Raw genomic sequence first — 26,673 nt, forward strand, 5'->3', positions numbered from 1 at the left:
GGCTGACGTCCGCCGCTGCGGGGGCTGCAAGCGCGGCCGGCCCTCGCAGCTATCTCCACGGCCGTCGAGCAAAATCGGTAGCGCACGCACGCGCCCCATGCTTCTTCTGGGGCGTGCTCACTTGATCTTCAGAAGCAGCATCTTGCCGGCCATGGTAATGCCGTGAGCCGACTCCTCGGGCGGAACATCCGTATCGAGCGCCTTCACGAGGTTGTGCTCGCGCAGCTCGTTCAGGGTCGCGGTCGTCAGGAACTTGATCTTCTGCGGCCGTTCCTTGAACCGGTCCTTCCTTGCATAGGTGACCTGGGCATTCAGGTGCGTCCACCTCTTCCCACCCTGGGGATGCACGTCACCGTCCTTGGCAAGCTTAAGGCCCCGGATCTGCGTTGGCGTCAATTCAATCATGTCGTCGTCTTTCGTACATCTTCGGTAAGGGAGCGGCGCAGCGACCCTGCGGCGTCGCGGAATGAAACCAGCCTCCGGCGCCGGTCGTCCCAGAGCACGAGCCGGACGCATTTGAGGCTGTCCCACAAGGTGATCCGTCCGATGCCGGCAAGTTGCGGATGGTCACGCAGTACTTCCGGCAGACGGTAATAGGGGATCCGGCTGGACAGGTGGTGCACGTGATGAATGCCTATATTGCCGGTGAGCCACCGCAGCACCGGCGGAAGATCGTAATGGGAGGCGCCATGCAGCGCCGCCTGAGGAAACCGCCAATCCTCGCCCGCCGACCAGTGAGTCTCCTCGAACTGGTGCTGCACATAGAAGAGCCAAACGCCGGCTGCACCTGCGAGCAGCACGACCGGAAGATGGATCAGGAGAAAAGGTCCCAACCCGACGGCCCACACCATCAAGCCGGCCAGCGTAACGATCGCAAGATTCGTCCCCATGGTCGAAATCCAAGGCAGAGCACCCGAGTTCATCATCCCGAACGGCAGGCGTTGCTTGAACAGGAAGAGCCAGGCCGGCCCGATGCCGAACATGACGAGCGGGTGCCGGTACAGCCGGTAGCCGAGGCGCTTCGTCGGCGAAAGGGCTCGGTACTCGGCAATGGTCAGCGTGGTGATGTCACCAACCCCGCGTTGGTCGAGATTGCCCGCAGTCGCATGATGGGCGGCGTGTGCACGCCGCCAATAGTCGTAAGGGGTCAGGGTCAGGACCCCGAGCACGCGGCCGGTCCAGTCATCGAGCCCCCGACGGGCGAAAAACGAGCCGTGGCCGCAATCGTGCTGGATCATGAACAATCGGAGCAGGAAGGCGCTGGCAGGAAGGATCGCGATCAGCCCGGGCCAGAAGCCGTGGGCCAGGGAAAAGGAGGCCGCTGCCCAGAAGATGGCGAAAGGAACGAGAGTGACGAACAGTTCGAAGGCGCTACGCCCCAGACGGGGCTGCCGGTATTTCGCCAGCGTCTTCAACCACGCTCCAGCATTGTCCTCAACAAGTGAAGCGGGTGGATAGACATGTGCGCTCATTATAACCGGTCCGTTTTTCGCTCGCCCCGTGATCATCCGCCAGGGCAATGGGCTGCGCCCGTGGAACGGGAGCAGGTGTTGAAGTGTTACGCCCGGCGGGCTTTGCGGGCCGCATAGCGGCGGTCGCGTTCAGCCTTGCGGGCCGCTTCGTCGGCGACGACGCGCGAGACCCGATCGGCAATTTCTGCCTGGCGGGCTTCGGCTTCAGCCCTTTGCTCGGCCTCGGCAGCCGCGGCCAACGCAGCGGCTTCTGCCAGGATTCGCTCGTTCTCGGCTGTCTTCAGCGCTTCGCGCTCGGCGCGGCGGGCCTCCCTGGCACGGTTGGCCGCTTCGCGCGCAGCCAGTTTTTCCTGCATTTCAGGGTCGGTCGGCTTGGGAGCGGATGCAAATTTTGTCAGAAGCTGGCGCTTTGCATCTGCCGCGGCATTGCGTCGTTCGGCAAAGCCGTTGTCGTTCGGGTGTCTCAATCGTTGTTCCTTTGATATCGTTTGGTCGCGAAGACCGCCTCAACGGAAAAAGGCCAGACATTCGCCTGGCCTCTTCGAACCTCTTGCCGCGATGCCAGTACATCCGTGGTCATCAGCGGCGAAAAAGCATTAGGCAGCGCGGAGCTGGCCTGCGGACATCTTGCCCGACTTGTTGTCGCGCTCGAGCTCGAAGCCGAGCTTCTGACCTTCAACAATCGAATTCATGCCTGCGCGTTCAACAGCAGAGATGTGAACGAACACATCGGCGCTGCCGTCGTCGGGCTGAATGAAGCCGAAGCCCTTGGTGGAATTGAACCATTTAACTGTGCCAGTGGTCATAACGAACCCTTTCTTAGCAACATAGATCACCGCTGGGCGACGCACAGCGGGGTTTCGACTTTTGAGAGAGGGAAGTTCGTCAAGAGACGCGCACAGCGCAGCAAAACAAATATCGGCAAACAAAGTATCGATGTCTTCTCATAGACGAGAGCGGCGGCCGCGTCAACCTTTTGTTTTCAGAAAAATCGAAGACAACCTTTGGTAGATAAATCCAGGTGGTCGCGTTCCTTTCCATACCGGTGCACCCGCCGCTAGGCCAAATGAGCTGAGTACACCGGTACGCCTCGAAGTGTTTTTAACTAACGAAGGCACAGTCTCCTACTCAACCTGACTAATATCTTGCCGCGGAAAAAGGTAATTTAAGTACGTCAAAATATTAATTCCATTTCTCCCAGACAACAATTCGCGTAAATTGCAGACACCGATTTCAGGTCATATTCAGCTTCGAATAATATTTCTTGGCACTCCTATTAATCGATTGCCGTCGATGCTATTTAGGAGTTGCAGCCGCCCTATACGCCGGTCGCAGAAAGAATCCCATGACATTTCGCCCGCTCCTCGACCGCGTCGTCATCCGACGCGCCGAAGGTAACATCAAATCCAAGGGCGGGATCATCATCCCCGACGCCGCCAAGGAAAAGCCCCAAGAGGGCCAAGTGATCGCCGTCGGTCCCGGCTCCCGCGACGAAAGTGGAAAGCTGATCCCGCTCGACGTCAAGATCGGCGACACGATCCTGCTCGGTAAATGGTCCGGAACAGAGGTCAAGATCGATGGCGAAGACCTACTGATCATGAAGGAATCCGACATCATGGGCATCGTCGCAGCAAATACCGTCGCAACCGCCAATGCTGCCTGATCCCTCGAATTTCGATCCCTTATCTCAAGCCCGAACAGGCCAAAGACAATGTCCGCCAAACAAATCATCTTCTCCACTGACGCCCGCGATCGCCTGCTTCGCGGCGTGGAATTGCTCAACAATGCCGTCAAGGTGACGCTCGGCCCGAAGGGCCGCAATGTCGTCATCGACAAGTCCTATGGCGCTCCACGCATCACCAAGGACGGCGTGTCCGTCGCCAAGGAAATCGAGCTTGAAGACAAGTTCGAGAATATGGGTGCGCAGATGGTGCGCGAGGTAGCCTCAAAGACCAATGACCTTGCCGGCGACGGCACCACGACGGCCACCGTGCTCGCCGCGTCCATCTTTCGCGAAGGTGCTAAGCTGGTTTCGGTGGGCATGAACCCAATGGACCTAAAGCGCGGCATCGATCTTGGCGTTGCCGCCGTCCTCGCGGAAATCAAGGTGCGCGCCACGAAGGTCATCTCGTCGAGCGAGATCGCGCAGGTCGGCACGATTGCCGCCAATGGCGACGCCAGCGTCGGCGAAATGATCGCAAGGGCGATGGAGAAGGTGGGCAACGAGGGGGTCATTACCGTCGAAGAGGCCAGGACGGCCGATACCGAACTCGACGTCGTCGAGGGCATGCAGTTCGATCGCGGTTATCTCTCGCCGTATTTCGTGACCAACGCCGAGAAGATGCGCGTGGAACTGGAGGATCCCTATATCCTCATCCACGAGAAGAAGCTCGGCAGTCTGCAGGCTATCCTGCCGATCCTTGAGGCCGCGGTGCAGACCGGGAAACCGTTGCTGATCATCTCCGAAGACGTCGAAGGCGAAGTGCTGGCGACGCTCGTCGTCAACAGGCTGCGAGGTGGCCTGAAGATTGCGGCCGTCAAGGCTCCCGGCTTCGGCGACCGCCGCAAGGCCATGCTGGAAGACATTGCCATCCTGACGGACGGCCAGACGATCTCCGAGGATCTGGGTATCAAGCTTGAGAACGTTACGCTGGATATGCTTGGCCGCGCCAGGCGGGTGCTGATCGAGAAGGACACCACCACAATCATTGACGGCTCCGGCGACAAAGCCTCCATCCAGGCGCGCGTCAGCCAGATCAAGGCGCAGATCGAGGAGACGGCGTCCGACTACGACAAGGAAAAGCTGCAGGAGCGGCTGGCGAAACTCGCCGGCGGCGTCGCGGTCATTCGCGTCGGCGGCGCGACCGAGCTTGAAGTGAAGGAAAAGAAGGATCGCATCGACGATGCCCTGAACGCTACGCGCGCGGCGGTCGAGGAGGGCATCGTTCCCGGCGGCGGAGTGGCGCTACTACGGGCAAAATCGGCCCTTGTCGGTCTCACCGACGAGAACGCCGACGTAGCGGCAGGCATCTCGATCGTGCGCCGGGCACTGGAAGCACCAATCCGCCAGATCGCCGACAATGCCGGCGTCGAGGGTTCGATCGTTGTTGGAAAACTTATCGACGGCAGCGATCACAATCAGGGGTTCGACGCGCAGACGGAAACCTATGTCGACATGATCAAGGCCGGCATTGTCGATCCCGCCAAGGTCGTGCGGACAGCCTTGCGGGACGCGGGCTCGATCGCGGCTCTTCTGATCACCGCCGAAGCCATGATCGCCGATATTCCCGAGAGGGAGTCTCCCCAAGGCACCGGAAACGGCGCCATGGGCAGTATGGGATACTGAGAGCAGTGCCTGAACCGTTCGGCCCGGTGGTCAGGCGGCGAAACGCGAACAACGACGGAGGGGGAGGCTTCCAATGGCCATGCAGAACAGCAGCAAGACGTCAATCACCCAGCAATTCGACAATTACAAGCCATCCAAAGCGATCCTCGTATGGGCGTGCGCCGCGACGGCGGCCGCAACGATGATCGTCGGCTTCAACTGGGGCGGCTGGGTGACAGGCGGCACGTCTCGCACCGCGGCAGCGGCCGCAGCCGACATCGCGCGCGGTGAACTGGCATCCGCCATATGCGTCGAGCGGTTCAACGCCGCGCCGGACGCGGCCGCAAAACTGATCGAGTTCAAGGCAATCACCGACGGTTACAAGAAGCGTCAATTCGTAGAGGCCGGCGGTTGGGCGACGATGCCGGGCCAGACCTCACCCGACAGCCGCGGCGTTCAAGGTTGCGCCACCGCTCTGGCCATCTGAGCGCAAAATCTGAAAAGCGCTCCCGTGTTTGTTTGGAGCGCTTCAATCTGCCAGATCAGGAGAACGTCAAATGATTCGTTTCGAGAGAAAGCCCGACCCGCAGCCCTCACTGAAGGAAGCCGAAACCAATCGTACCAAGCAAATAAGCGAAGCCGCGAAGGAAGAGAACAAGAAATCGGACACAACGGGAGCGCGGCGTCGCGCGCCTCAAGCGGCTGATGACGACCGGCTCATTTGAGAGCATATAGGACGCCACGGCCTGTTTCTCATTGGGGCCGCCCATATGGCGGGTCGGCTTCATCAAATTCAACGTCAAGAGGATCGCATCGATGGCTAAAGGACAAGTGAGAGGCAACCGCGAGGCGCGGAAGCCGAAAAAGGAAAAGGCGCCGGTGAAGGTAGAGACGAGCTTCACCAATCAGCTCAAGAATGCCGAGAAGAGCAGCCCACAGGGTGGTAAACACAAAGGCTGAGCCCAAGGGAACGGCGGGGGCGCTGGAAGACTTCGGAGCCGCGTGCAACGGCTATTTTGGCGCTGCGGCCGCGGTTTCGCCCGGCGGCAAGATCCTGAACATAAAGGTTGATACCTTTTCCCCTGGCTTGAACGGGCCCGGCACCTGGTGACTTACCGGCTTCAGGCTTTGAAGGAATGCTGCAATTGCCCCTGCGTCTTCTTTTGTGAGTTGCGCAAATGCGTGCCACGGCATGATCGGCGCCAGCATACGGCCGTCGGGGCGCTGCCCGGTCTGAATGGCAGTCACAATCTGCTCCCTGGTCCAGCTGCCGATGCCGGTCTCTTTGTCGGGCGTGATGTTACGACCGATGAAAACACCCTCTCCGGGAATTTCGAAGCCTACATCCGACCCGCCGAGAAAGCGTGAGCTGTCCGGTTTTCCAAAAAAATATCCCGGTGTGTGGCAGTCGTTGCAGCCGCCCATCGTGACGAGATATTCCCCCCGCGCAATTTCGGGATCGTCGGCAGCAGCGGCCCCGAGCGGCTGTAGCCCAAAAGCATAGGTGGCGAAACATGCGAACCCAATGCCCAACCGAAACATGCTTGCCTCCTTGAGGTTCGCTGCTGAAGCAAACTGAATATCATAACGGAGTTGCCCTATATATTAGCCATTTCGAATTATCGGGAAATCGCCGAACCTCTATGTGGTTCAGCCTGACGGAGGTCGCACCATTCGGCGGCGACCTTCTCGGAAAGTGCGGCCGGTAGAGCGCTCCTGGGCCAGCGGTCTGCAGCGCCTTTGCGACAACAAATCGCGATGCCGCAGGCTAATGCTGCTGGCCAATATGCGAAAAGAGCGACTGCTTCAATTGCTGGCGTACCTCATCAGGCTGCTTCGACAGCGCCGTCGCAATTGTTCTAAGCTCCCGCCTTAGACCATAGAGCTGATCCAGCAGCGCAAGGATGATCGGCACAGCGTCACCGTTGACGTTCATGTCGCGCCGGAGCTCACAAACCAAGCGGATTCGAGCGACGTCGACGTCGTCAAATGAGAGCCCGCTCTCGCCTTGAGCCGGCACGATCCAGCCGCTGTGCACCCACTGGCGCAGCTGTTTGAGGGTTACAGCGTCGCACCGTTCAAGGACTTGCCTCTCCGTCAATTTCATGTGGCCCTCCGTAGAGCTTCGCGCGGGTCATAAGCGTGGCTCTGCCGCCACGTTTCCATGAAACGCTCGAGATCGGGATCGGTCGTCGTCGGCAGAACGACCTTCAGCGTAACACGCTGATCCCCGGCGGGGCCGTGTTGAGACTTCACCCCTTTGCCCTTGAGACGCAGGATGTCGCCCGTATTTGAACCCTTAGGGATGGTCATCGATACGCGGCCGGAGATCGTCGGCACTTCGATCTTTGCACCAAGCACGGCTTCATAAAGCGTAATTGGCAGATCCATTTCGATGTCGTTGCCTTCACGACGGAAGACGGAGTGGGAACGGACGCTGATTTCGATCAAGGCATCTCCGGGTTCCCCGCCAGCAATCCCCGGTGTCCCCTTGCCCCTCAGCCTGAGCGTGCTGCCGTCACGTGTGCCGGCAGGAATGGCCAAGTCGAGCGTGTTCCCGTCGGGAAAGGTGATGCGGCGGCGGGCGCCGTTTGCCGCGTCCTGGAACTCGATTTCGAGGTGATAATGACGGTCCTGCCCACGCGCCTTGAAACGAGCCCCTGCCCCGCCCCGCCCGAAAACATCCGCGAAGATGTCCGACACATCCTCGAATTCACCGGTTCCGCCCGCTGACCCATACCGCCGCGCGTGGTCTGCATCGGCGTAGTTCCTGTAAAAGTGCTGCTGCGGCCGTTCTGCCCCCGATGCATCGATCTCGCCCCGGTCGAACCGGGCCCGCTGCTCGGGATCGCTCAGCAAATGGTGGGCTGCGGAAAGCGCCTTGAATTTGGCTTCCACCTCCTTGTCGCCTGGATGCAGATCCGGGTGCAGCTCCTTTGCGCGCTTGCGGTAGGCTTTGCGGATCTCATCCGGTTTGGCGGTACGCGGAACGCCGAGTATCTGATAGGGATCATCAGTCACCGATCACCTCCACCAATTTGGCGTGCACGTCGACTGCGCGGCTGCGGCAAGCTGCGCGTCAACATCTTCAGGCCTCTGCTCGCTAGACTTCCTTTGAAATCTGCACCAGCGCGGTTTCCAGTTCGCTGTCCAGAAACGGCTTCGTGAGCAAGGGGATGTTCGAGTACCTTGTATCCAGGCCTTTGCTGCCATAGCCCGTGGCAAAAATGAAGGGTATGTTGCGTTCCGCCAGAACGTCCGCGACCGGATAACTGGGCTCCCCGTCCAGATTGACGTCGATGATGGCGATGTCGAACTGACCTTTCCGCGCGATATCGAGCGCCTCCTGCATCCGAGAGGCTATAGCGACGACCTCATGCCCGAGTTCGCATAGACTATCTTCAATCAGCATGGCGATCATGGATTCGTCTTCGACCACGAGTACCCGAAGTCTGCGCGCTGTCATGCGTCAGGCCTGTAGAAGCTTGAACGTCATGCCAGTGGCGCCTCGATGTGAAAGCGCACGCCGCTCGGCGCAAACACAAGATCGACCTTGCCGCCGAGTTCGCGAGCCAAAGCACGTTCGAGCAGGCGGGTGCCAAAACCCGTCCGCGCTGGGACTATGACAGATGGACCACCAATCTCCTCCCATTGTAAATGCAGGTGAGACGCACTCTCAATATCGCTGACATGCCAGCTGACCTTGATGAGACCGCCGTCGTTCGTGAGCGCCCCGTATTTTGCAGCATTTGTGCAAAGCTCATGAAAAGCCATCGACAATGCCAGTGCCATTTTCGGCCGCAACCGGATTGGCGGACCGGAGGCCTCAACGCGCTGCTGGGGTTCCACGCAGATTGGATTGATCGTCGCGAGCAGGACCTCTTGAAGATCTGCACCCTGCCAGCTCTCCCGAGTAAGCACGTCGTGCGCCCTCGCCAATGCGACGAGCCGGCTTTGGAACCGGCCAAAATCCTGGCTTGCGTTTAGACCACGGAAGGTTTGCGCAGCCAGCGATTGCACCGTGGCGAGCGTGTTCTTTACGCGGTGGTTCAGTTCGTTGACCAGGAGCTTGCGGTGTTCTTCGCTGCGTCGCCTTTCTGTAATATCGCGCGCGATCTTTGACGCGCCGACGACGCGACCGCGGGCGTCTTTCAAAGGGGAAACCGTCAAGGAGACATCGATCAGGGTTCCGTCCTTTCGAATCCGTACCGTCTCATAATGGTCGATGTGCTCGTCTCGCCGAATCCTTTCAAGAATGCCGGGCTCCTCGTCCTGGCGGTCGGGCGGAATGAGGATGTTTATAGGCTTTCCGATCACTTCCTCGGCGCAATAGCCGAACAGGCGTTCGGCACCTCTATTCCAAGTCTGGATGATGCCTTGCGTGTCCTTGCTTACGATCGCATCGTCCGAGAACCTGACAATGGCCGCGAGCCGTTCTGCATATTCCGCAGCCTTCTCGCGATCGGAGATGTCCACCAGCATGTTGACCGCCCCAACGAGCTTGCCGGCGACATCATGCAGCGGAGTGGGATACGGTATGAACGGCACACGGGTCCCATCCGGCCTTTCCGCCACGGCTTGTTCGCCACGGACCGGTCGGTCTTCTTTGAGCGCCACGGCCATTGGACATTGGTCGTGCGGCAGGTAGGTGCCGTCCGGTCTGTAGAGACGCCAGGTGACACACCATTTATCTCCGATCTGTGGGGTGCGGCCGGCCATCTCGACAGCCGCCTTATTGAAGAAAGTGATGCGACCTTCGGCATCTGTGGTGTAGACGGCGGCGGGCAGCGCCTCGAGCAAATCACGCATATGCTGTTCGCTTTCGCGAAGACGGTCGTCCATGCGTTTCGCTTCGGTGACATCAAGCAGAACCCGCACGCCATAACGGAAACGACCGGCGTGATCGCGGACAGTCGAACTGTAAACATCGAGATAAACGACCGTACCGTCGGGCTTCACGGCACGTTTGCGAATTGCATAAGTATCAATCTCTCCGTTGACCTGCCGCGCATAGGAGCGGGCTTCCTCACCGCGGTCATCCTCATGCGTATAGTCGAGGAACGTCATAGTCAGGAGTTGTTCGCGCGAGCGGCCCAGCATGGTGCAGAATGCGTCATTGACCCGCAGCAGGCGGCCATTCGCATCGGATTCAGCGATCCCGATCGTCGCCGCCTGGTAGGTGGCTGAAAGTCGTTCCTCGCTCTCACGTCGTGCGTCTTCCGATTCGTACAGGCTGGTAACATCGGTCGTGAAGCATCGGGTGTTGACGAATTTTCCGTCATCGAAGCGGCTGTTGGATGTGATCAGCACATGCTTGATCGAGCCATCGCGTGCGCGCAAGCGGGCGGGATAGCGATCGAGTTTTTCGCCACAGGACAGGCGGTCAAGAATGTCGCCGATGACAGGCGGATCTGCGTGAAATTCAGCGATGTGCCGGCCTACATACTCGTCCGCCGGATATCCGAGGAGCTCCAGCTCTGCCTTGTTCGCCCGCAGGATGATCCCCGCGGCGCTGACGATGTGCAGCCCGATCGCGCTGTTCTCGAAGAAGTCCTCCAGGTCCTTGCTCTTGCGGATGACCTCCGCTTCGATCCGCTTCTGTTGCGAAATATCCTGGAAGCAATTGATCGCCCCTTGAATTGCTCCCCGATGGTCTCTGAGCGGGCGAATATTCACGAGCGCAAAGATGCGGGATCCGTCAGGTCTTTCGATGATCACCTCGGCGTTGCGCGTGGAGACACCGTTCTTGACCGCCTTAGCCATAGGGCAGTCCTGATGCTCCAAGAGCGCGCCGTCCGGAAGGAAAAGACGTTGGGACCCACAAAACCGCTCTCGCGGTGCGCTAAGCGATGGCTGTCTACCCCAAAGCTCGGCTGCCTCGGCGTTGTAGCGCACGAGCCATCCTTCGTGATCACAGACATAAACGGCTCCCGGGATAGCATCGAGCGCAGTTGGAGCTGACGTGATCAGCGCTTCGTATTCGGTCAATACGCGACCGGTAAGCGGAAATTCTTCGACATTCGACATGAAAACAAGTCCCTCGCGGCTCTTCAAGGGATCGATTGAATCTCAGCCGGAGTCATGGAGGGACAACTCTGCTCGACGCGCGACCCCAGGTGCGCAAAATTGCTTAACCGACATCAACGCACCGGACGCGGTTTTGTTCCCGACATTTTTGACTCGCACATTCTCGGACTGGCCACGTCATCCAGGCGGTACCGTTGACCGCCCCCATTTCCTGCACCCTATCGAAAGCTCACATCTAGACCGCGGCGCTTTAGAGATCTACAGTCGAGCTTCTGTGATCCTGAAATTGCATCAGGTCCAGCCCTTCGCATCGCCCACCGCAATGAATTGCGGTTCGGGCCCGCGCTTCAGCCCTCAATAAACGCAATCTCACCGTGCAAGCGGGAGGAGTTTCCATGGCCACTGCCCAATGCGCCTGCGGCGCTCTAAGATTGATGCTTAACGAACCGCCACGACTGACCGCGCTGTGTCACTGTTTCGCCTGTCAGCGAAGAACTGGTGCACCTTTCAGCGCGAATGCGTTCTACTCGATTGACTGTGTCGAAATATCTGGCGTGTCTACGGAATACATTCGTACTGCCGAGAGCGGTCGCAAGGTCCGGATGCATTTTTGCCCAAGCTGCGGCTCGACCCTCTATTGGAAAGCCGATGCTTCGCCGTCCTGGATCGGGGTGGCGGTAGGGTCATTTGCCGACCCGAACTTCGCCCCGCCTGCCATGTCAGTATTCGTGCAATCGAAACATAAGTGGGTGCAGCTCGATGAAACGGTAGAGCAATTCCAGGGCCTTCCGATCGGACAGTAAACGCAGGTATCGACACGGGGAGGCTAGAGCCGGTGGGCGCACACGAACTTTCCACGCGTTGCAGACGCTCTGCTCACCGCTGAAAGCGACGGCCCCCGGCTCACCAATCTGCTGCTCTCTAGCCGCCGCCTGAAACGATCCGAAGCACCAGTGGATGAGGTTTCTGATTCATCGGTGGTGCCAAGGATTTACCACGGTAAGTCCAGCCGCTTCGAACGGGCTGATATCGCGCGTCGCGACGAGGAATCCCCTGGAGGCGGCAATGGCGGCAATATATCCGTCGGGCGTCGGAAATCCCTTGCCGGCGGCTCGAGCGGTCACGGCAAGCCCGGCATAGTAGCGAGCAGCTCCGATATCGAACGGCAATACGCGATCGCCAAACAGTTCGAGCACGCCGTCAAACATTTCGGCCAGAGCCTTCTTGCGCCGACCATCCGGCAGCGCACCGATGCCGAACAGCAGTTCGGCCAAGGTCACACTGGCCAGATAAAGGGTTTCAGCGACCTGCTCGTTCAACCAGGAGCGCACGGCCGGATCGGCGGCCGGTTTCATCACCTCGGAGACGACATTCGTATCGAGGACAATCATTCAAATCTCATCGGCTGCGCCGGCGCCTTGTCACGTATCTCGTCGAACACTGCGAAATCGTCATTGGTCAGGCCCAATCGCCGGCCGAGCTCGGCCAGGGCATCGCCCATGCGAACGCGCTGCTCGGGCTTCACCGCACTTTCCAGAATCTCCCGCACTTCCGCCTCGGTGCTGCGGCCGTGCATCGCCGCTCTCACGCGCAATGCGCGATGCACTTCATCGGGCACATTTCGAACCGTCAGGATCGCCATAGTCAAACCCTCACATTTGCCTTCAATGATAGCAATCTAGTCCTTTTGCAGTCATGTCGCAAGTTTTGGGCGACAGGGCTTTACGCTGGACTAGAATTTCCGCTTTCCCCGAGACGGGGAACTTTCTAACCCTTTGTTTTCCGCAATTCCGGACGGAAAACCGCTGCGCACTTTTTCCTGGAATTGCGCTAGACGGCTGGCACCAATCTCACCCGATGGCCGGGCGCGATCTCGACCAGTTCGGAGGGTGGGGGCGCGGAAAAGACGTCCGGTGCCGTGCTGCCGTCAAGTGCGAAGCGGCGACCGGCAGGAAGCGGCACATCGGCAAAGTGGTCTTTCGTCCGCGGGTTCAGCGCCGCGTCGGGATCGGGAATGGCAGCGATGAGCCGGCGCGTATAGGGATGGGCAGGCCTGTCGAAGATCTCCCGCCAGCCGCCCTCCTCCACGACCTGTCCGAAGAACATCACCAGCACCCGGTCGCTCATATGCTCCACCACGCTCAGGTCGTGGCTGATCATCAGGTAGGCGAGGCCGAGCTTTTCCTGCAGGTCCAGCAGCAGGTTGATGATCTGTGCGCGGATCGACACGTCGAGGGCGGATACCGGTTCGTCGAGCACGACGATTTCCGGTTCGAGGATCAGGGCGCGGGCAATGCCGATGCGCTGGCGTTGACCGCCGGAGAATTCGTGCGGATAGCGGTTCGCCTGCTCGGGCGTCAGCCCCACATTGGCGAGCATGATCTCGATCCGGTCGGCGATCTCCGATGCGGCCGTGATCCCGTGCAGCCTGAGCGGCGCAGCGAGCGAGGTGCGTACCGACTGGCGCGGGTTCAGCGAGGCATAAGGGTCCTGGAAAACCATCTGCACCGCCTTGGCGCGCTGCATGCGTCCGGGCGCGCCCGGCCCGGTAAGCGGCTGACCGCGGAAGCGGATCACGCCTTCGGTCGGCTCCTGAAGACCGAGAATCGAGAGCGCCGTGGTGGATTTGCCGCAACCGGATTCGCCGACGATCGACAGGCATTCGCCCTTGGCGAGCGAGAAGCCGATGCCGTTGACGGCATGCAGCATGCGCCGCCCGGTTCCGAGCAGCCCTCCGCCGGCAACGGAAAAGCGGACATGCAGGTCGTCCACCTCGAGCAGAAGGTCGGTCATGGCTGACCCCCCTCTTCCGCGCTGCGCGGCGCGATGAAGCGGGTCTCGGTGAGCTTCGAGCGGTCGGCAATGATGCTGTCGATGTCGACCAGCCGTTGGCGGCCGTGCAGACCGCGGCTGCCGAAGCGCGGCAGGGCGCCGAGGAGCCCCCGGGTGTATTCGTGCCGGGGTGCGGCGAAAAGCGCGCGTGTCTCGTTCTCCTCGACGAGGCAGCCGGCATACATGACGCCGACCCGCTGGCAGATGCTGGCGATGACGCCGAGATCATGGCTGATGAAGAGAACCGCCGTACCGCGCTCGGCGCAGAGTTCCTTGATCAGGCGCAGCACCTCGGCCTGCACGGTGACGTCGAGCGCCGTGGTCGGCTCGTCGGCGATCAGGAGGTCCGGATTGCAGGCGAGCGCCATGGCGATCATCACGCGCTGGCGCAAGCCCCCCGACATCTGGTGCGGATAGTTGCGCGCTCGCCGGTCGGGATTGGGCACGCGCACGCTGGCGAGCGCGTCGACCGCTAGTTTCTGCGCCTCGTCCCAGCTCTTTGCCTGATGCAGCACGAACATCTCGGCGATCTGCCGGCCGATGGTCGAGAGCGGGTTCAATGCCGTCATCGGCTCCTGAAAAATCATGGCAATGCGGTTGCCGCGCAGGCGCCGCATCTCGCGCTTAGGCAGCGCCAGCAGATTCTGCCCCTTGAACAGGATCTCGCCGCCGCAAACGGCGAGCGGCTTCTTGAGAAGCCCCATGACGGCGAGCGAAGTCACCGACTTGCCCGAGCCGGACTCGCCGACGAGACCATAGGCCTCGCCCGGCATGATCTGGAAGGAGACTCCTTTGAGGAGCGGACGATTGACGGAGCGGCCGACCGCGACGCCCAGGTGGAGTTCCTTGATGTCCAGAAGCGCGGTCATGGGGTGCGCGTCCTCATATGCGGGTCGAGACTGTCGCGCAGGCCGTCGCCGAGAAGGTTGAAGCCGAGCACCGAAAGGAAGATGGCAAGGCCGGGGAAGATGGCCACCCAGGGCGCGAGCTGGATGAGCTGCCGCGCATCCGTCAGCATCGAGCCCCAGCTCGGGAACGGCGGCTGGATGCCGAGGCCGAGAAAGGAGAGCGCGGCTTCCGAAAGCACCGCCGAGCCCATGCCGAGCGTCGCCATGACGAGGATCGGTCCCATCATGTTGGGCAGGATCTGCGTGAACATGATGCGCAGGTCCCCGTAGCCGAGCGTCTGCGCCGCCTGCACATAGCCCAGCGACTTCAGGGAAAGTGTGGAAGAGCGGGCGATGCGGCAGGTCCAGCTCCAGTTGGTGAGACCGAGCGCGATGAGCAGCGACGGCAGGCCGGGACCCAGCACCGCCATCACCGCCAGCGCGAAGATCAGCGAGGGAATGGCGAGCATGACGTTCGTGAAGCCATTCACCAGATCGTCCCACCAGCCGCCCCAGTAACCGGCGGTCATGCCGAGCGTGACGCCGATGATCGAGTTGATCACCTGCGAGACGATGCCCACCGTCAGCGAGATCTGCGCGCCGTAGAGGATGCGGGTGTAGACGTCCCGCCCCTGCCCGTCCGTGCCGAACCAGAAGGTGGCGTCCGGCGGCAGTTCGGAGTTCATCAGGTCCGCGTCGAGCACGGGGTCGAAGGGCGCAATCCACGGGGCGAGGATGCCGGCGAGGATCACCAGCGTCGTCAGTCCGGCACCGAGCCAGAAATTGAAGCCGAGGCGCATTCCCGTCACTCCTGCTTGATGCGCGGATCGATCGCGGCATAGATCAGATCGACGGCCGTGTTGATGACCAGGAACCAGAGCACGATGACGAGGATCGTGCCCTGCACCACGGGAATGTCGCGGCTCGCCACGCTATCGACCAGAAGCGAACCGATGCCGGGCCAGGCGAAGAGCTTCTCGATCACGACAGCCTGGCCGATCAGCGAGCCGAATTGCAGGCCGACGGTCGTGACGATCAGCACCAGCGCGTTGCGCGCCACATGCCAGCGCACCACCTTGGCCTCGCTCATGCCCTTGGAATGGGCGGTGCGGATGAAGTCGGCGTTGAGGACATCGAGGACGCCGGCCCGCGTGGTGCGCGCGAGAAGTGCAAGGGGCGTGACCCCGAGCGTGACAGCGGGCAGGATCAGGTTCCGGAAGGAACCGTCGCCGTAACCGAAGCTCGGCAACCAGTTCAGCTGCAGTGCGAAGAGATACATCATCAGGAGACCCAGCCAGAACTGCGGCATGGAGAGGCCGGACACCGCCCCGATCATGGTCACCGTATCGAGCACGGAGCCGGGCCTTAGCGCAGCAACGAAGCCGAGCGGCACACTGATGACGAGGGCGAAGACCATGGCGGCGAGCGCCAGTTGCAGCGAGGCCCACATACGGTCGTTGATGAGATCGATCACCGGCTGACGGGTGCGGAAACTGGTGCCGAGATCGAATTGCGCAAGGTCCGTGACATAGGTCACGAAGCGCTCCATCAACGGCTTGTTCAGCCCGAATTCCTCGTTGAGGCGGGCGATCATCTGCGGGTCGGCGGCGCGCCTGCCGTCGGCGAAGAGGCTTGCGGCGAAGGTCCCTGGTACGACGCTGAAGATGACGAAGATGAGCAACGCCACCACCACGACCGTGGGTATGATCTGCAGGACGCGGCGCAGGGTAAAACGAAGCATGAGCGGTCCCGTTCTGGCCGCCCGTACGGGCGGCGACAATCGATAAGGGGGCAGCCGCAGCTACCCCCTCCCCCTCAAGGTCTTACTGGCGCGATGACGGCGCCGTCTCGTCGATCCAGATTTCGTCATAGGGCTGGATCGCCAGTTCCGTGGCGTTCGGAACGAGGCCGTGGATCCACGGCTGGTAGGCCATCACCGCCTTGTTGTAGTTGAAGAACCAGACCGGAGCGTCGTCCTGCACGATGTTGTTGGCCCGGCGCAGGAGGTCGTTCTGCTTGGCCGGGTCGCGTTCCTGCTGTGCCGCCTCGTAGAGCTTGTCGAATTCCGGGCTTGCATAGCTGGTGTAGTTGCAGGCCGATTGCGCCGTCTTCGAATAGTAGCAACGCAGTGCGTTCAGCGGGTCGGGGCCGGAGAGGTTCGACCAGATGAAGGCCTGAAAGTTGTTGGTCGTCACCGCCTCGCCAAGGGTGGAGCTTTCGACCGGCTTCGGCTTCACGGTGATGCCGACCTTCTTCAGCATCGGCAGGATGGCTTCGACGATCGGCACGCCCCAGCTTTCGTTCGGGCTCGCCGTCACCTCGAATTCGAAGCCGTCGGCATAGCCGGCCTCGGCGAGCAACGCCTTTGCCTTCTCCGGATCGTAGGCGTAGGGCGCCTTGTCCTTGTCGAAGGCGGGCGAGGAAATCGGCAGCCAGCCGGAGGCCGGGTAGGCCTTGTTCTTGACGAGGCGCTCGATGATCAGCGGCGCATTGATGGCATGGTTGATCGCCTGGCGCACCCGCTTGTCCTTGAAGGGCTCGAAGGCGGGGTTGAAGCCGATGTTGCGGGTATACACCTCGGCGACTTCCAGGAGGTGATCCTTCAGCCCCTCCTCGCCCTGATAGGCCTGGTACTGGGTGGGGCCGAGGATCGACACGTCGATTTCCTTGTTGCGGAAAGCGACGTCGCGCGCGGCGTCCTCGGCCATCAGCACGATGTTGATGCGGTCCAGATAGGGCCTGCCCTCCTCGTAGTACTTGTCGAATTTTTCCACGACGACCTGCGAACCGGGCACGTGCTCCTTGAAGACGAAGGCGCCGAGGCCGACCGGATTCTTGCCGAAGGTCGATTCGTCCTCGACATTCGAAGGGTAGATGACCGTCGTGTTCTGCATCAGCGGGAAACCGGGATTGATCGTCCCGGTATAGGTGATCTCCAGCGTATGGTCATCGATCTTCTTCAGCCCCGAAATCTCGTCGGCCTTGCCGGCGATATAGTCCTCGGCGCCCTTGATGACGGCGATGAAGCTTGCGCCGGGGAAGGCGTTTTCCGGGTTGGCGATGCGCTTGTAGCTGTAGATGATGTCGTCGGCCGTCAGCGGCTTGCCGTTGTGGAACACGGCGTTTTTACGCAGATGGTAGGTGTGGACCCTGCCGTCCTCGGACACCTCCTCCGAGGACGCCAGTTCCAGGACGGGCTTGTTCTGGTTCGAATCCCAGCTGTAGAGCGCACGGTGGATGGCCTGCGTGATGAATTCTTCCTGCGTGTTGGGGCTCGACTGCACGTCGAGCGTGGCGAAGCTCGAGCCGTAGGGCGCGGTGAAGACGAGCGTACCGCCATGGCGCTCGCCCGCGGCAAGCGCCCCGGCAGCCACGCCGAGGCTGAGCATTGCGGCCAGTGTCAATCTCTTCAGCATTTCGTTCTCCCTCTCGTGCCGTTCTCGGCATCGTTTCGGTTCAGTCCGGCAGGCCGTCAGCGCGCATCATGCACGACGCGGCCCGCAAGCAGGGTCAGCACGCACTTTGTGTCCGAAAGGATGGTTTCAGGCGCGGCAGCCAGAAGGTCGTTGTCGAAGACGGCGATGTCCGCCCACTGACCGCGCACGAGCCGCCCTTTCACCCCCTCGGCTTTCTGCGAATAGGCGCCGTATTCCGTGTAGGCCTGCAATGCCTCCTCGCGGCTCAGCCGTTCGGATGCCTCCAACACCGTGCCCCTGCCCGTCTGGCGCGTGAGCATCGCGTGCAGGTTCGGGAACGGATCCGGCGAGCAGACCGGCGAATCCGAGCCGGTCGACGGTTTCAGGCCCATGCGCATCCAGGTGCCGATCGGGTAGGATGACCGGCCGCGCTCCTCCCCGAGCACGGATATGTAGCTGTCGCCGAAATCGTGGATGAAGGCCATCTGCGGCGCAGGCAGAATACCGGCTGCCTTCATGCGCGCATTCTGATCCGGTGTGGAAAAGCCGCAATGCTCGACGCGATGGCGGCGATCGGGATCGGGATTTGCGGCAAGCGCCTTCTCGTAGGCCGTGATGAGCTGCTCGATCGCGCCGTCGCCGATGGCGTGGCAGACCATCTGATAGCCGCGGTCGTGGCACGCTTTGACGACCGCCTCGACCTCCGCATCCGGCAGCATCTGCACGCCGATATTGTCCGGCTCGCCCCTGTAGGGCCTCGTCATCCAGGCGGTGCGCCCGCCCGCCGAGCCGTCGAGGAAGACCTTGACGCCGCCGACGCGCAGCATGTCGTCACCGGCGCCGGAAAGAAGGCCCGCGCGCCAGCAATCGTCGACGATGGAAACGCCGGGATCGCCGAGCAGGGTCAACCAGACGCGCACCGGCAGCCGGCCGGAAAGCTTGGCCATCTCATAGGCCTGGATTTCGGCAAAACCGGAGACCTGCCCCACGGCCGCATCCATGCAGCTGGTGATGCCGAAGGAGAGCAGATATCGCCCTGCCCGCTCGATTCCGTCGATCAGGTCCTCGGTCGTTGCCGCCGGCATGGCCGCCCTGACGAGGCTCTGGGCGTTTTCCGCCAGGAAGCCGTTCAGGCGGCCCTCCGTGAGGCCGATTACGCCGCCTTCCGGCACGGCCGTCGCCTCGGTGATGCCGGCAAGCTCCAGAGCGCGGGAGTTGGCGACCGAGACATGGCCGCAGGCCCGTGTCAGCAGGACCGGGTGATCGGGGGCCACGCGATCGAGATCGTCGCGCGTCGGGTGCCGCCCGGTGTCGAGCTGGACCTGGTCATAGCCGCGGGCGCGCACCCAACCGCCCTTCGGCGTCGTGGCTGCGCGGTCGGAAATCCGGCCCAGCAGGGCGGCAAGCGTCGGCGCGCTGGCGGGCGTCGCGTCGACCCAGCCCATGGCCATGCCGGTTGCGATGAGATGCAGGTGGTTGTCGATGAGGCCGGGGGTGGCGAGGCGGCCTTCGAGATCGATGACTTCGGTGTGCGGCCCCTTCAGGCCCGAAATGTCCGCATCGCTGCCGGTTGCGAGAACCTTGCCTTGCCACACGGCGAGAGCCTCGCTGATGCCCTCCTCCCGGCCGCGCCAGATCCGGCCATTGATGAGGATAAGATCGGCTTCTATTCCGAGCGCCATTCGCAACTCCCCCTGTCGGTCCCGGACGAGCCGGCACCTATTTCCTCCAGACGCAACGTGGAAGGTTGCAGTTGGCTTGGCCAATTCGCTTTTGGCAACAACCCATGCAGAATCGACATACCTATTTCGATTGAATGACTTATGATCGGCCGCAGCACGCGTGCAGCAAAGGAAGCGGATATGGAGATCAAGTGGCTGGAGGATTTCGTGACGCTTGCCGACACGTCCAGCTTCTCGCGCGCGGCCGAGCTGCGCAACGTGACCCAACCCGCCTTCAGCCGCCGGATCAAGCAGTTGGAGAGCTGGCTGGGCGCGACGCTCATCAGCCGCGCGACCATGCCGGCCGAACTCACGCCCGCGGGGCGCAATTTCCTGCCCGTGGCACAGGAAGCGATCCGCACCTTCTACGCGGCGCGCGAAGTGCTGCGTCTCCCGCACGAGCCGGGCCTCATCCGCTTTGCCGCGCTGCATACGCTGACGGTCACCTTCTTTCCGCGCTGGCTGAAGACGCTGGAAGCGGCGGGTGGATCATTCAGCACCTCGCTCATTCCGGACCGCGGCGGAATCGAAGCGAACCTCGACGCACTCGTCGGAGATGAGGCGGATTTCTTCCTGACCTATGCGCATCCGGAAGTGCCGTTTCATCTCGATAGCGGGCAGTTTTCCGCGCTGACGGTCGCCCATGACCGGCTGATCCCGCTGGTCGCGGCGGAGATCGTGCTGTCCGGCGACGCGCAGCCGGGACTGAACCTCCTCGACCGCGCCATCGCGCAGCCGCGGCTCGCCATCCCCTATCTCAGCTACGGCTTCAATTCCTTCTTCGGGGTCGCCCTGTCGCGCCTGCTGCTGCGCCGCCCGCCCTTCCGGCGCCGTACGACGCACGAAAACACGATCAGCGCCGGCCTAATGAACATGGCGGTGACGGGCGCGGGCGTATGCTGGCTGCCGGAGAGCCTGGCCCGCGAGGAAATCGACGCGCGCCGCCTCGTGCCTGCCTCTGCCGACGAGGGTTGGAACCTCGACCTCGAGATCCGCCTTTACCGCCACGCTGCGAGCCGCAACCGCAAGGTCGAGGAACTATGGGCGACTGCGCAGCGGCTCCTGGAACCCGCACCGGCCTGATCAGACCTTCACGAAGATCATGGGGACGGGTTCTCCTTCAGCCAGTCGGCAAGGCAGGGATAGATGCGGCCGTTGCGCGCCGGCATGGCGGAGGCCATGCAGAGCGCGTTCAGGACCGCCTCCTGCGTCGTCTCGGCGGCGGCGCGGAAGGCGATGTCGATGTGGCCGTCGGCGAGCCGCACCTGCGTGGCGAACGGCGCGGCGGGTTCATGGTCCACCGGGTCGGCGGTGGTGAAACAGAGGGCGACATCGCCGCTGCCATGGCCCCAGAAGGCACCGAGCCGGGCAAGGCCCGCGCCGGCACGCCGCGCGACCCGCTGCAATTGGCGATCTGCCAAGGGAAGATCGGTCGCCATGACGACGATGACGGAGCCGCGCTCGGGATCGGCCGGCGCTCGCGGATCGGGCCGGCGCCCGTCCGGCAGGACGAGGTCTCCCGCCGCGCCGAAATTGGCAAGGACCAGCGTGCCGAGCGTGAAGTCGCGCTTGCCGATCCGCATGCGCCGCGAGGCCGTGCCGATGCCGGCTTTGAATCCGAAGGCGGTCATCCCGGAGCCGGCGCCGACCGCACCCTGCTCCACCGGCCCCGTGCGCGCGGCGTCCAGCGCCGCCTCGGCATCGGCGGGCCTTACGGCCAGCGCCTGAATGTCACTGATGCTGCCGTCATTGCACTCGCAGACCAGCGCATTGACCGTCGAGGTCCTTCGCCCGATCTCCGGATTGGCGGCGATGGCGCGGCGGACCAGCGCTTCGGTGCAGGCGGCAACGCCGAAGGTGTTGGTGAGCAGGATCGGCGTCTCGATCGTGCCGAGTTCGGCCACCTGCATCAGCCCCGCCGATTTGCCGAAGCCGTTGATGACCTCCACCGCCGCCCGCGGCTTCACGCGGAAGACGTCGCCTGCATGCGGGAGGATCGCCGTGACCCCGGTGAAGAGGCCCTCGCCGCGCAGCGACCGGTGGCCGACCGAAACGCCCGCGACGTCGGTAATGGCATTGCCCGGCCCCGGTTCCAGCCTGCCCTTCGGGATCAGCCCCAGTTCGCGTGCGGTCTTCATATCGCCCCTCTCTGCATCACGTTTCTGTGTTTCAGCGAACCAGCCAACGGATCTAGAGCATTTGATCCAACGGACTTCCGGACGGAAAACCGTTACACACTTTTCCTGGAAGTGCTTTAGACCGGAACGCCGGCCGCTTCCAGATAGAGGGCCTGGAGTTTTCGGGTCATCGGACCGGGCTTGCCGTTGCCGACGACCCGGTCACCGATGCGCACGACGGGCATGACGAGGCTGGAGGCGGAGGTCTGGAACGCCTCGGCGGCGCCCTGCGCCTCGTGGGGCGCGAAGGGGCGCTCCTCGATCGCGAGACCCTCGGCGGCACAGAGCAGTGCGAGGGCACGCTGCGTGCAGCCCGGCAGCGTCGCGCGCGACGCCGCGCGGGTGAGAATGCGTCCGTCACCGGTGATGACATGGGCCGTGGAGGATGCGCCCTCCGTCACCAGCCCGTTCTCCACCAGCCAGACGTCGTCGAAACCGCGGGCGCGCGCCGCCTGCTTCGCCATGACCTGACCGAGCAGCATGGCGGTCTTGATGTCGCGTCGGCTCCAGCGGGGGTCGTCGGCCAGATCGACCGATATGCCGTCCTGCTGAGCCTTCGTGCCGGTCAGCGTCTTCGCCTGCGTGAAGCCGACGAACCGCGGCACCAGCGCGTCGGAATAGAGAAAGTCGCGATCCGCCTCGCCGCGCGAGACCTGCAGATAGACCGTGCCGTCCCGCAAGCCGTTGCGGGCGATCAATTCCGCCTGGACGCCGGCAATCTCCCTGCGCGAGAGGGCAAGCGGAATGGCGAGTTCCCTCAGCGAACGTTCCAGACGGCCAAGATGCAGGTCGTTGTCGATCATCCGTCCGCCGATAACCGCCATCACTTCGTAGACGGCGTCGCCGAACAGGAAGCCGCGATCGAAAAGCCCGATGCGGGCCTGCTCCTCCGGCAGAAATTGACCGTGGACATAGACGATCCTGCCCATGTGTTCCCCTTGCTGTGCCTGCTGCCCTGCAGCGCCGCGCCTCTTCGGGACGCGCAAAGGTCGCTGCAGAATCGTCAACTTGCCGCATGTCTCGTTTCACCGGTCCGATGAAAGGAGACATGCTGTCGTCACGGAACATAGGAGCGACTTGCCGGGGCTGACCAATTCAATTCGCGCAGCATCCTATGCAAAATTTGCCTGAGATGATTTTCAGTCGGATGGAGCGGTCTCCTGGTGCAGATCGCCCAGGCGCCTCGTTACCGGCACTGCTTGCGCGGGCCGCCGCTGTAAGGCTGGTAACTGTTGTCTTCCGGGCGGTAGGAGCGGTAGCGGCTGAAGCAATAGGCAACGTGTTCCTGCGTCAGTCTGATTGCCTCGCCACTGTCGGCACCATTGTCGGCCGAGTATTCCATCTGCGTCGAGGGGGCATCGGCCTCTTCCGCATCGATACCGCGCGTTACAGGCGAAATATCCTCCGACGGCCCCCACGACGCATCCATGTAGGGTGAGTTGCAGGTCCGCCGTCCGCCACTGAAAGATCTGTAGCTGTTGTCGAACGGACGATAACTGCGATAGCGTTTCGCACACCATTCCGCATGAGCGGTGGGCACTGTCGACGCCGTCGGCTGCTCCTGCGCCGGCTGCGGTTGAATTGAAGCGGTGGCCGTCTTGTCCAAAGGCTCCGGGGCGCGTTCCTTTTCGGCCTCGTTGCCCATTGCGGGCGTCTCAGACTCTCTCGAAGCGTTAAGGTCGGTCGGGGCGGAGCGGGCGGGCAGTCGCTCGAATTGCTGGGACGCCCTGTCGACTGCTTGCGGCTGCTTGGTCCATATTTCCGCCTGGTTCACGTCGAGCTGCGGCTGGCGCGCAGGCTTGCCGGTAAGGAACAAGACTGCGACGACCGCCCCGCTCAGGAACAACGCGAGAGACAGGACGAACCCGCCAAATACCGCCAACGCCGTTTTCACTTAAGCCTCCTTCGTCGTTCACGAAGAAATGCAAGGGCTCGGTCTCAAGTTCCGACGATGCCTCAGAATGCTTGAGCTTTCGGATAGTGAGCGGCGGTGCCGGTGCTCCGGTCCACGAAATCCTATGCCGCCTCGGGAATGCGCGCGATGACTTTGATCTCGAAATCGAACCCGGCAAGCCAGTTCACGCCCAGCGCGGTCCAGTTGGGATAGGGTGGAGCGCTGAAGATCTGATTCTTGACGGCCATGATGGTTTCGAACTGGTTCTCGGGGTCGGTGTGGAACGTGGTCACATCGACTATATCGTCGAAGGTGCAGCCGGCCGCATTCAGCGTCGCCCGCAGATTTTCGAAAGCCAGTTGGACCTGGCGCCCGAAATCCGGTTCCGGACTACCATCGGAACGGCTGCCGACCTGCCCGGAGACGAACAGGAGGTCGCCGGAGCGGATCGCGGCTGAATATCCGTGAGCTTCGTACAGGGCATGCCGATCGGCGGGAAAGATTGCGTCGCGTCGCGTCATCTGTTCATTCCTTTTCAACGTTCGGGCACTGGGTGATTGTGACATCGTTGCCGGCTCTACATACGCGGCGTATGTGAACCAGCGTCCGCCGCGTCTGTCAATTCAAATATACGCGACGTATGTGGCATGCCGGGTGCCGCCGAAATTGTTAGGACGAACTTCTAAGAGTCGATCGGCCGCTTGCCACCTGCCCGGACACTCGCCGCAATGACACAAGCGTTTGCCTTATTCGTACCTTGAAAGGGCACGTGCTACGGATTGGCGGCAATCGGTGAGCAGCGCACAACTCAATCCGTTGGTCGAGCTTCGAGCTCGAACACATGGTGGTGGATGTGGCCTTCGAACATCTCCAGCAGACCCTTGGTCAGTTCGCGGCTCTCGTAGCGCACCGGCGACTCCAATGCTCGCGCCAAAGCAGCGCGATCATCATAGATGGTGGAGAGGATCATCGCGAAAACCGGTGCCCCTTCGTCCCGGTCGACGGCATGGAGCACCCGGACTTCCCTGACGCCCGGAAAGGCCTGCCACAGAGGCACCAGCTTCTCCTCGACATAGTCGCGGAATGCCTGCTCCCGGCCAGGATGGATGATCCCCTCGAACAGGGCCTGGCGAACGATCATGATATCTTCTCCCGCTTCAATTGACGGTGTTCGGCGCTTTTTCGCCGGCAAAGTGGGCGGCGAGATTTGCAAGCACGAGCTTTCCCATGGCCATGCGCGTCTCGACCGTCGCGCTGCCCTGATGCGGCATGAGCACCGTATTCGGCGTGGCGTGGAATTCGCTTCGGATTGCGGGTTCGTTGACGAAGACATCGAGCCCGGCACCCGCGATCGTTCCGGACCTCAACGCCTCGATCAGGGCCTCCTCGTCGACGACGTTGCCACGCGCGACATTTACCACGATACCCTCGGGACCGAGCGCCTGAAGAAGGGATGCGTCGACGATGTTCTGCGTCGCCGCACTCGCCGCCACGCAGACTGCCAGAACGTCGCTATCGCGGGCGAGATCGACCGGACTCTGATGGGCGATCCAGTCGACGCCGGAAAGCGCGGACCGATTCCAGTATCGCACCGACATGCCGAAGGCCTCCGCGCGCGACGCGAATGCCCGCCCGATCTGACCAAGACCGAGTACGCCGATCCGCTTTCCCTTCGGGCAATGGCCGAGCGGTAATTGTTCGCCCGCGGCCCAGCGGCCTTCGCGCACCAGCCTGTCGCCATCGCCGACCCTTCGCAGGACGGCGAGCATGAGCGCGATACCGAGGTCAGCGACGTCGTCCGCAAGGACACCCGGCGTCGTCGTCACATCGATGTTGCGACTGCGCGCGCGGACGAGATCCACCTTGTCCGTCCCGACCCCGTTGATTGCGATGATCCCCAGTGATGGAAGCTTCTCCATCCATTCATTGGAAAGGCCCGCGCCGCCGCCCGTGGCAACCGCGCGGATCGACGGGAGCGCCGCTTCGAGCGCCGGCCGATCGGCGGCCTGGTAAAGCCTGTGAACCGTATAATTCCGCTGCAGTTCGTCCATGACGAACGGCATCATCGGCTCCACGAGCAATAGATCTGGTTTCACGTTTCGAAACTCCAATTACCGGGATGTGGCCATCAGGATATCTGGCCGAGGAAGAAGCGCGTGCGCTCGTGTTGCGGGGCGCCGAAGAAGGCATCGGGCGGCGCAACCTCCAGGATCTCGCCGCGGTCCATGAAGACGACACGATCGGCGACGCTTCGCGCGAAGCCCATCTCGTGCGTGACGCAAAGCATGGTCATGCCTTCGTTGGCGAGATCCACCATCGTGTCCAGGACCTCCTTGACCATCTCCGGATCGAGAGCCGAGGTCGGCTCGTCGAAGAGCATGATCTTCGGGTTCATGCACAGGGCCCGCGCGATCGCGACGCGCTGCTGCTGTCCGCCCGAAAGCTGCGCCGGATATTTCGCGGCCTGCTCGGGGATACGCACCCGTTTCAGATATTTCATCGCCGTCTCTTCGGCCTCTGCCTTGGCGAGACCCCGAACCTTCATGGGAGCCAGCGTGCAGTTCTCCAGCACCGTCATGTGCGGGAAAAGGTTGAACTGCTGGAAAACCATGCCGGTCTCCTGCCGGACCAGATCGACGTTCCGCCCGCCGGCGGTCAGGTCGTGACCGTCCACGACGATCCTGCCCGAATGAATGGTCTCGAGCTGGTTGATGCACCTGATCAACGTCGACTTGCCGGAACCCGATGGTCCACAGATGACGATCCGTTCACCGCGGCCGACCGCCAAGTCGATGTTCTTAAGCGCGTGAAAGGCGTCATACCACTTGTTGACGCCCTCCATGCGGACGGCCGGGTCCGAAGCCTCGCGCGAATCCGGGGGCGAGGCGTTTTCGCGTTCCGTGTTCATCGCGAGGACTCCAT

30 protein-coding genes are annotated in these 26,673 nt (G+C 62.1%); 5 read left to right on the plus strand and 25 right to left on the minus strand.

Annotated elements, in window-relative coordinates; translation table 11 throughout:
• Positions 1–117: 117 nt before the first annotated feature.
• The 4 genes from ACTJKL_RS12980 to ACTJKL_RS12995 form a co-directional block, all read right to left on the minus strand.
• Entirely contained in the window at positions 118–405 is a 288-nt protein-coding gene (locus ACTJKL_RS12980; protein ID WP_018096482.1) for a hypothetical protein, read from the minus strand.
• The gene (locus tag ACTJKL_RS12985) at positions 402–1,472 is read right to left on the minus strand and encodes a fatty acid desaturase (protein ID WP_440853038.1); all 1,071 of its coding nucleotides are present in this window, start codon (positions 1,470–1,472) and stop codon (positions 402–404) included. Before ACTJKL_RS12985 ends, ACTJKL_RS12980 begins: the two co-directional genes overlap by 4 nt.
• A gap of 86 nt (positions 1,473–1,558) precedes the next feature.
• On the minus strand, positions 1,559–1,939 hold the full coding sequence (locus tag ACTJKL_RS12990) for a DUF6481 family protein (protein ID WP_127710398.1): 381 nt from the start codon (positions 1,937–1,939) through the stop codon (positions 1,559–1,561).
• Positions 1,940–2,068: 129 nt separating this feature from the next.
• Complete coding sequence (locus tag ACTJKL_RS12995; RefSeq protein ID WP_011970048.1) at positions 2,069–2,278, minus strand: cold-shock protein; 210 nt, start codon at positions 2,276–2,278, stop codon at positions 2,069–2,071.
• Positions 2,279–2,817: 539 nt separating this feature from the next.
• Between ACTJKL_RS12995 and ACTJKL_RS13000 the strand changes: the two genes are divergently transcribed.
• From ACTJKL_RS13000 to ACTJKL_RS13010, 3 genes are all read left to right on the plus strand, one after another.
• A complete protein-coding gene (locus tag ACTJKL_RS13000) occupies positions 2,818–3,135 on the plus strand; it encodes a co-chaperone GroES (protein WP_275598673.1) in 318 nt (105 codons plus the stop codon).
• A 48-nt stretch (positions 3,136–3,183) separates the two neighbouring features.
• Positions 3,184–4,818: a chaperonin GroEL gene (groL, locus tag ACTJKL_RS13005; RefSeq protein ID WP_440853039.1), complete on the plus strand. Its 1,635-nt coding sequence runs from the start codon at positions 3,184–3,186 to the stop codon at positions 4,816–4,818.
• A gap of 73 nt (positions 4,819–4,891) precedes the next feature.
• Entirely contained in the window at positions 4,892–5,284 is a 393-nt protein-coding gene (locus ACTJKL_RS13010) for a hypothetical protein (protein WP_275598672.1), read from the plus strand.
• Positions 5,285–5,390: 106 nt separating this feature from the next.
• Here the strand turns inward: ACTJKL_RS13010 and ACTJKL_RS13015 are convergent, their stop codons facing one another.
• The 6 genes from ACTJKL_RS13015 to ACTJKL_RS13040 form a co-directional block, all read right to left on the minus strand.
• A complete protein-coding gene (locus ACTJKL_RS13015; RefSeq protein ID WP_275598703.1) occupies positions 5,391–5,699 on the minus strand; it encodes a hypothetical protein in 309 nt (102 codons plus the stop codon).
• 109 nt (positions 5,700–5,808) lie between these two features.
• Positions 5,809–6,339: a cytochrome c family protein gene (locus tag ACTJKL_RS13020; RefSeq protein ID WP_440853040.1), complete on the minus strand. Its 531-nt coding sequence runs from the start codon at positions 6,337–6,339 to the stop codon at positions 5,809–5,811.
• 226 nt (positions 6,340–6,565) lie between these two features.
• The gene (locus ACTJKL_RS13025) at positions 6,566–6,904 is read right to left on the minus strand and encodes a chaperone modulator CbpM (protein ID WP_440853041.1); all 339 of its coding nucleotides are present in this window, start codon (positions 6,902–6,904) and stop codon (positions 6,566–6,568) included.
• Positions 6,901–7,818 (minus strand): DnaJ C-terminal domain-containing protein, encoded by a 918-nt coding sequence (locus ACTJKL_RS13030; RefSeq protein ID WP_275598671.1) that lies wholly within the window; start codon positions 7,816–7,818, stop codon positions 6,901–6,903. Before ACTJKL_RS13030 ends, ACTJKL_RS13025 begins: the two co-directional genes overlap by 4 nt.
• Positions 7,819–7,900: 82 nt before the next feature.
• Positions 7,901–8,263 (minus strand): response regulator, encoded by a 363-nt coding sequence (locus tag ACTJKL_RS13035; RefSeq protein WP_275598670.1) that lies wholly within the window; start codon positions 8,261–8,263, stop codon positions 7,901–7,903.
• Positions 8,264–8,289: 26 nt separating this feature from the next.
• Positions 8,290–10,824: a PAS domain S-box protein gene (locus ACTJKL_RS13040; RefSeq protein ID WP_275598689.1), complete on the minus strand. Its 2,535-nt coding sequence runs from the start codon at positions 10,822–10,824 to the stop codon at positions 8,290–8,292.
• Between the two features lie 395 nt (positions 10,825–11,219).
• Between ACTJKL_RS13040 and ACTJKL_RS13045 the strand changes: the two genes are divergently transcribed.
• On the plus strand, positions 11,220–11,627 hold the full coding sequence (locus ACTJKL_RS13045) for a GFA family protein (RefSeq protein ID WP_275598669.1): 408 nt from the start codon (positions 11,220–11,222) through the stop codon (positions 11,625–11,627).
• Between the two features lie 168 nt (positions 11,628–11,795).
• Here ACTJKL_RS13045 and ACTJKL_RS13050 read toward each other — a convergent pair whose 3' ends face one another.
• From ACTJKL_RS13050 to ACTJKL_RS13085, 8 genes are all read right to left on the minus strand, one after another.
• Positions 11,796–12,215, minus strand: coding sequence for a type II toxin-antitoxin system VapC family toxin (locus tag ACTJKL_RS13050; RefSeq protein WP_275598668.1), 420 nt, complete (start codon positions 12,213–12,215; stop codon positions 11,796–11,798).
• Complete coding sequence (locus ACTJKL_RS13055; RefSeq protein ID WP_275598667.1) at positions 12,212–12,466, minus strand: FitA-like ribbon-helix-helix domain-containing protein; 255 nt, start codon at positions 12,464–12,466, stop codon at positions 12,212–12,214. The genes ACTJKL_RS13050 and ACTJKL_RS13055 overlap by 4 nt, the downstream gene beginning before the upstream one ends.
• 188 nt (positions 12,467–12,654) lie before the next feature.
• Positions 12,655–13,617 (minus strand): ATP-binding cassette domain-containing protein, encoded by a 963-nt coding sequence (locus tag ACTJKL_RS13060; protein ID WP_440853042.1) that lies wholly within the window; start codon positions 13,615–13,617, stop codon positions 12,655–12,657.
• On the minus strand, positions 13,614–14,525 hold the full coding sequence (locus ACTJKL_RS13065) for an ABC transporter ATP-binding protein (protein ID WP_127710423.1): 912 nt from the start codon (positions 14,523–14,525) through the stop codon (positions 13,614–13,616). The genes ACTJKL_RS13060 and ACTJKL_RS13065 overlap by 4 nt, the downstream gene beginning before the upstream one ends.
• Complete coding sequence (locus ACTJKL_RS13070; RefSeq protein ID WP_100674058.1) at positions 14,522–15,343, minus strand: ABC transporter permease; 822 nt, start codon at positions 15,341–15,343, stop codon at positions 14,522–14,524. Before ACTJKL_RS13070 ends, ACTJKL_RS13065 begins: the two co-directional genes overlap by 4 nt.
• Before the next feature lie 5 nt (positions 15,344–15,348).
• Entirely contained in the window at positions 15,349–16,284 is a 936-nt protein-coding gene (locus ACTJKL_RS13075) for an ABC transporter permease (RefSeq protein ID WP_411926921.1), read from the minus strand.
• 82 nt (positions 16,285–16,366) lie between these two features.
• Positions 16,367–17,959 (minus strand): ABC transporter substrate-binding protein, encoded by a 1,593-nt coding sequence (locus ACTJKL_RS13080; protein ID WP_440853043.1) that lies wholly within the window; start codon positions 17,957–17,959, stop codon positions 16,367–16,369.
• A gap of 56 nt (positions 17,960–18,015) precedes the next feature.
• Positions 18,016–19,641 (minus strand): amidohydrolase, encoded by a 1,626-nt coding sequence (locus tag ACTJKL_RS13085; RefSeq protein WP_440853044.1) that lies wholly within the window; start codon positions 19,639–19,641, stop codon positions 18,016–18,018.
• 180 nt (positions 19,642–19,821) lie between these two features.
• Here ACTJKL_RS13085 and ACTJKL_RS13090 point away from each other — a divergent pair, with 180 nt between their 5' ends.
• Complete coding sequence (locus ACTJKL_RS13090) at positions 19,822–20,763, plus strand: LysR family transcriptional regulator (RefSeq protein WP_026168760.1); 942 nt, start codon at positions 19,822–19,824, stop codon at positions 20,761–20,763.
• 17 nt (positions 20,764–20,780) lie between these two features.
• On the opposite strand, the gene ACTJKL_RS13095 is transcribed toward ACTJKL_RS13090, so the two are convergent.
• From ACTJKL_RS13095 to ACTJKL_RS13125, 7 genes are all read right to left on the minus strand, one after another.
• Positions 20,781–21,818, minus strand: a complete 1,038-nt coding sequence (locus ACTJKL_RS13095) for a DmpA family aminopeptidase (protein WP_440853045.1) — start codon at positions 21,816–21,818, stop codon at positions 20,781–20,783.
• Between the two features lie 116 nt (positions 21,819–21,934).
• Positions 21,935–22,786 (minus strand): D-amino-acid transaminase, encoded by an 852-nt coding sequence (locus ACTJKL_RS13100; protein ID WP_440853046.1) that lies wholly within the window; start codon positions 22,784–22,786, stop codon positions 21,935–21,937.
• Positions 22,787–23,043: 257 nt separating this feature from the next.
• Complete coding sequence (locus tag ACTJKL_RS13105) at positions 23,044–23,751, minus strand: BA14K family protein (protein ID WP_018096506.1); 708 nt, start codon at positions 23,749–23,751, stop codon at positions 23,044–23,046.
• A gap of 122 nt (positions 23,752–23,873) precedes the next feature.
• Positions 23,874–24,272 carry a RidA family protein gene (locus ACTJKL_RS13110; RefSeq protein ID WP_275598656.1) on the minus strand — a complete coding sequence of 133 codons (399 nt, stop codon included), beginning with the start codon at positions 24,270–24,272 and terminating at the stop codon, positions 23,874–23,876.
• A gap of 287 nt (positions 24,273–24,559) precedes the next feature.
• The gene (locus ACTJKL_RS13115) at positions 24,560–24,892 is read right to left on the minus strand and encodes an antibiotic biosynthesis monooxygenase (RefSeq protein WP_440853047.1); all 333 of its coding nucleotides are present in this window, start codon (positions 24,890–24,892) and stop codon (positions 24,560–24,562) included.
• 16 nt (positions 24,893–24,908) lie between these two features.
• The gene (locus ACTJKL_RS13120; protein WP_440853048.1) at positions 24,909–25,847 is read right to left on the minus strand and encodes a 2-hydroxyacid dehydrogenase; all 939 of its coding nucleotides are present in this window, start codon (positions 25,845–25,847) and stop codon (positions 24,909–24,911) included.
• 32 nt (positions 25,848–25,879) lie between these two features.
• Positions 25,880–26,659, minus strand: coding sequence for an amino acid ABC transporter ATP-binding protein (locus ACTJKL_RS13125; RefSeq protein WP_102762030.1), 780 nt, complete (start codon positions 26,657–26,659; stop codon positions 25,880–25,882).
• Between the last annotated feature and the right edge of the window lie 14 nt (positions 26,660–26,673).

Source organism: Sinorhizobium sp. 22678 (genome assembly GCF_052044265.1).
Taxonomy (GTDB): Bacteria; Pseudomonadota; Alphaproteobacteria; order Rhizobiales; family Rhizobiaceae; genus Sinorhizobium; species Sinorhizobium meliloti_A.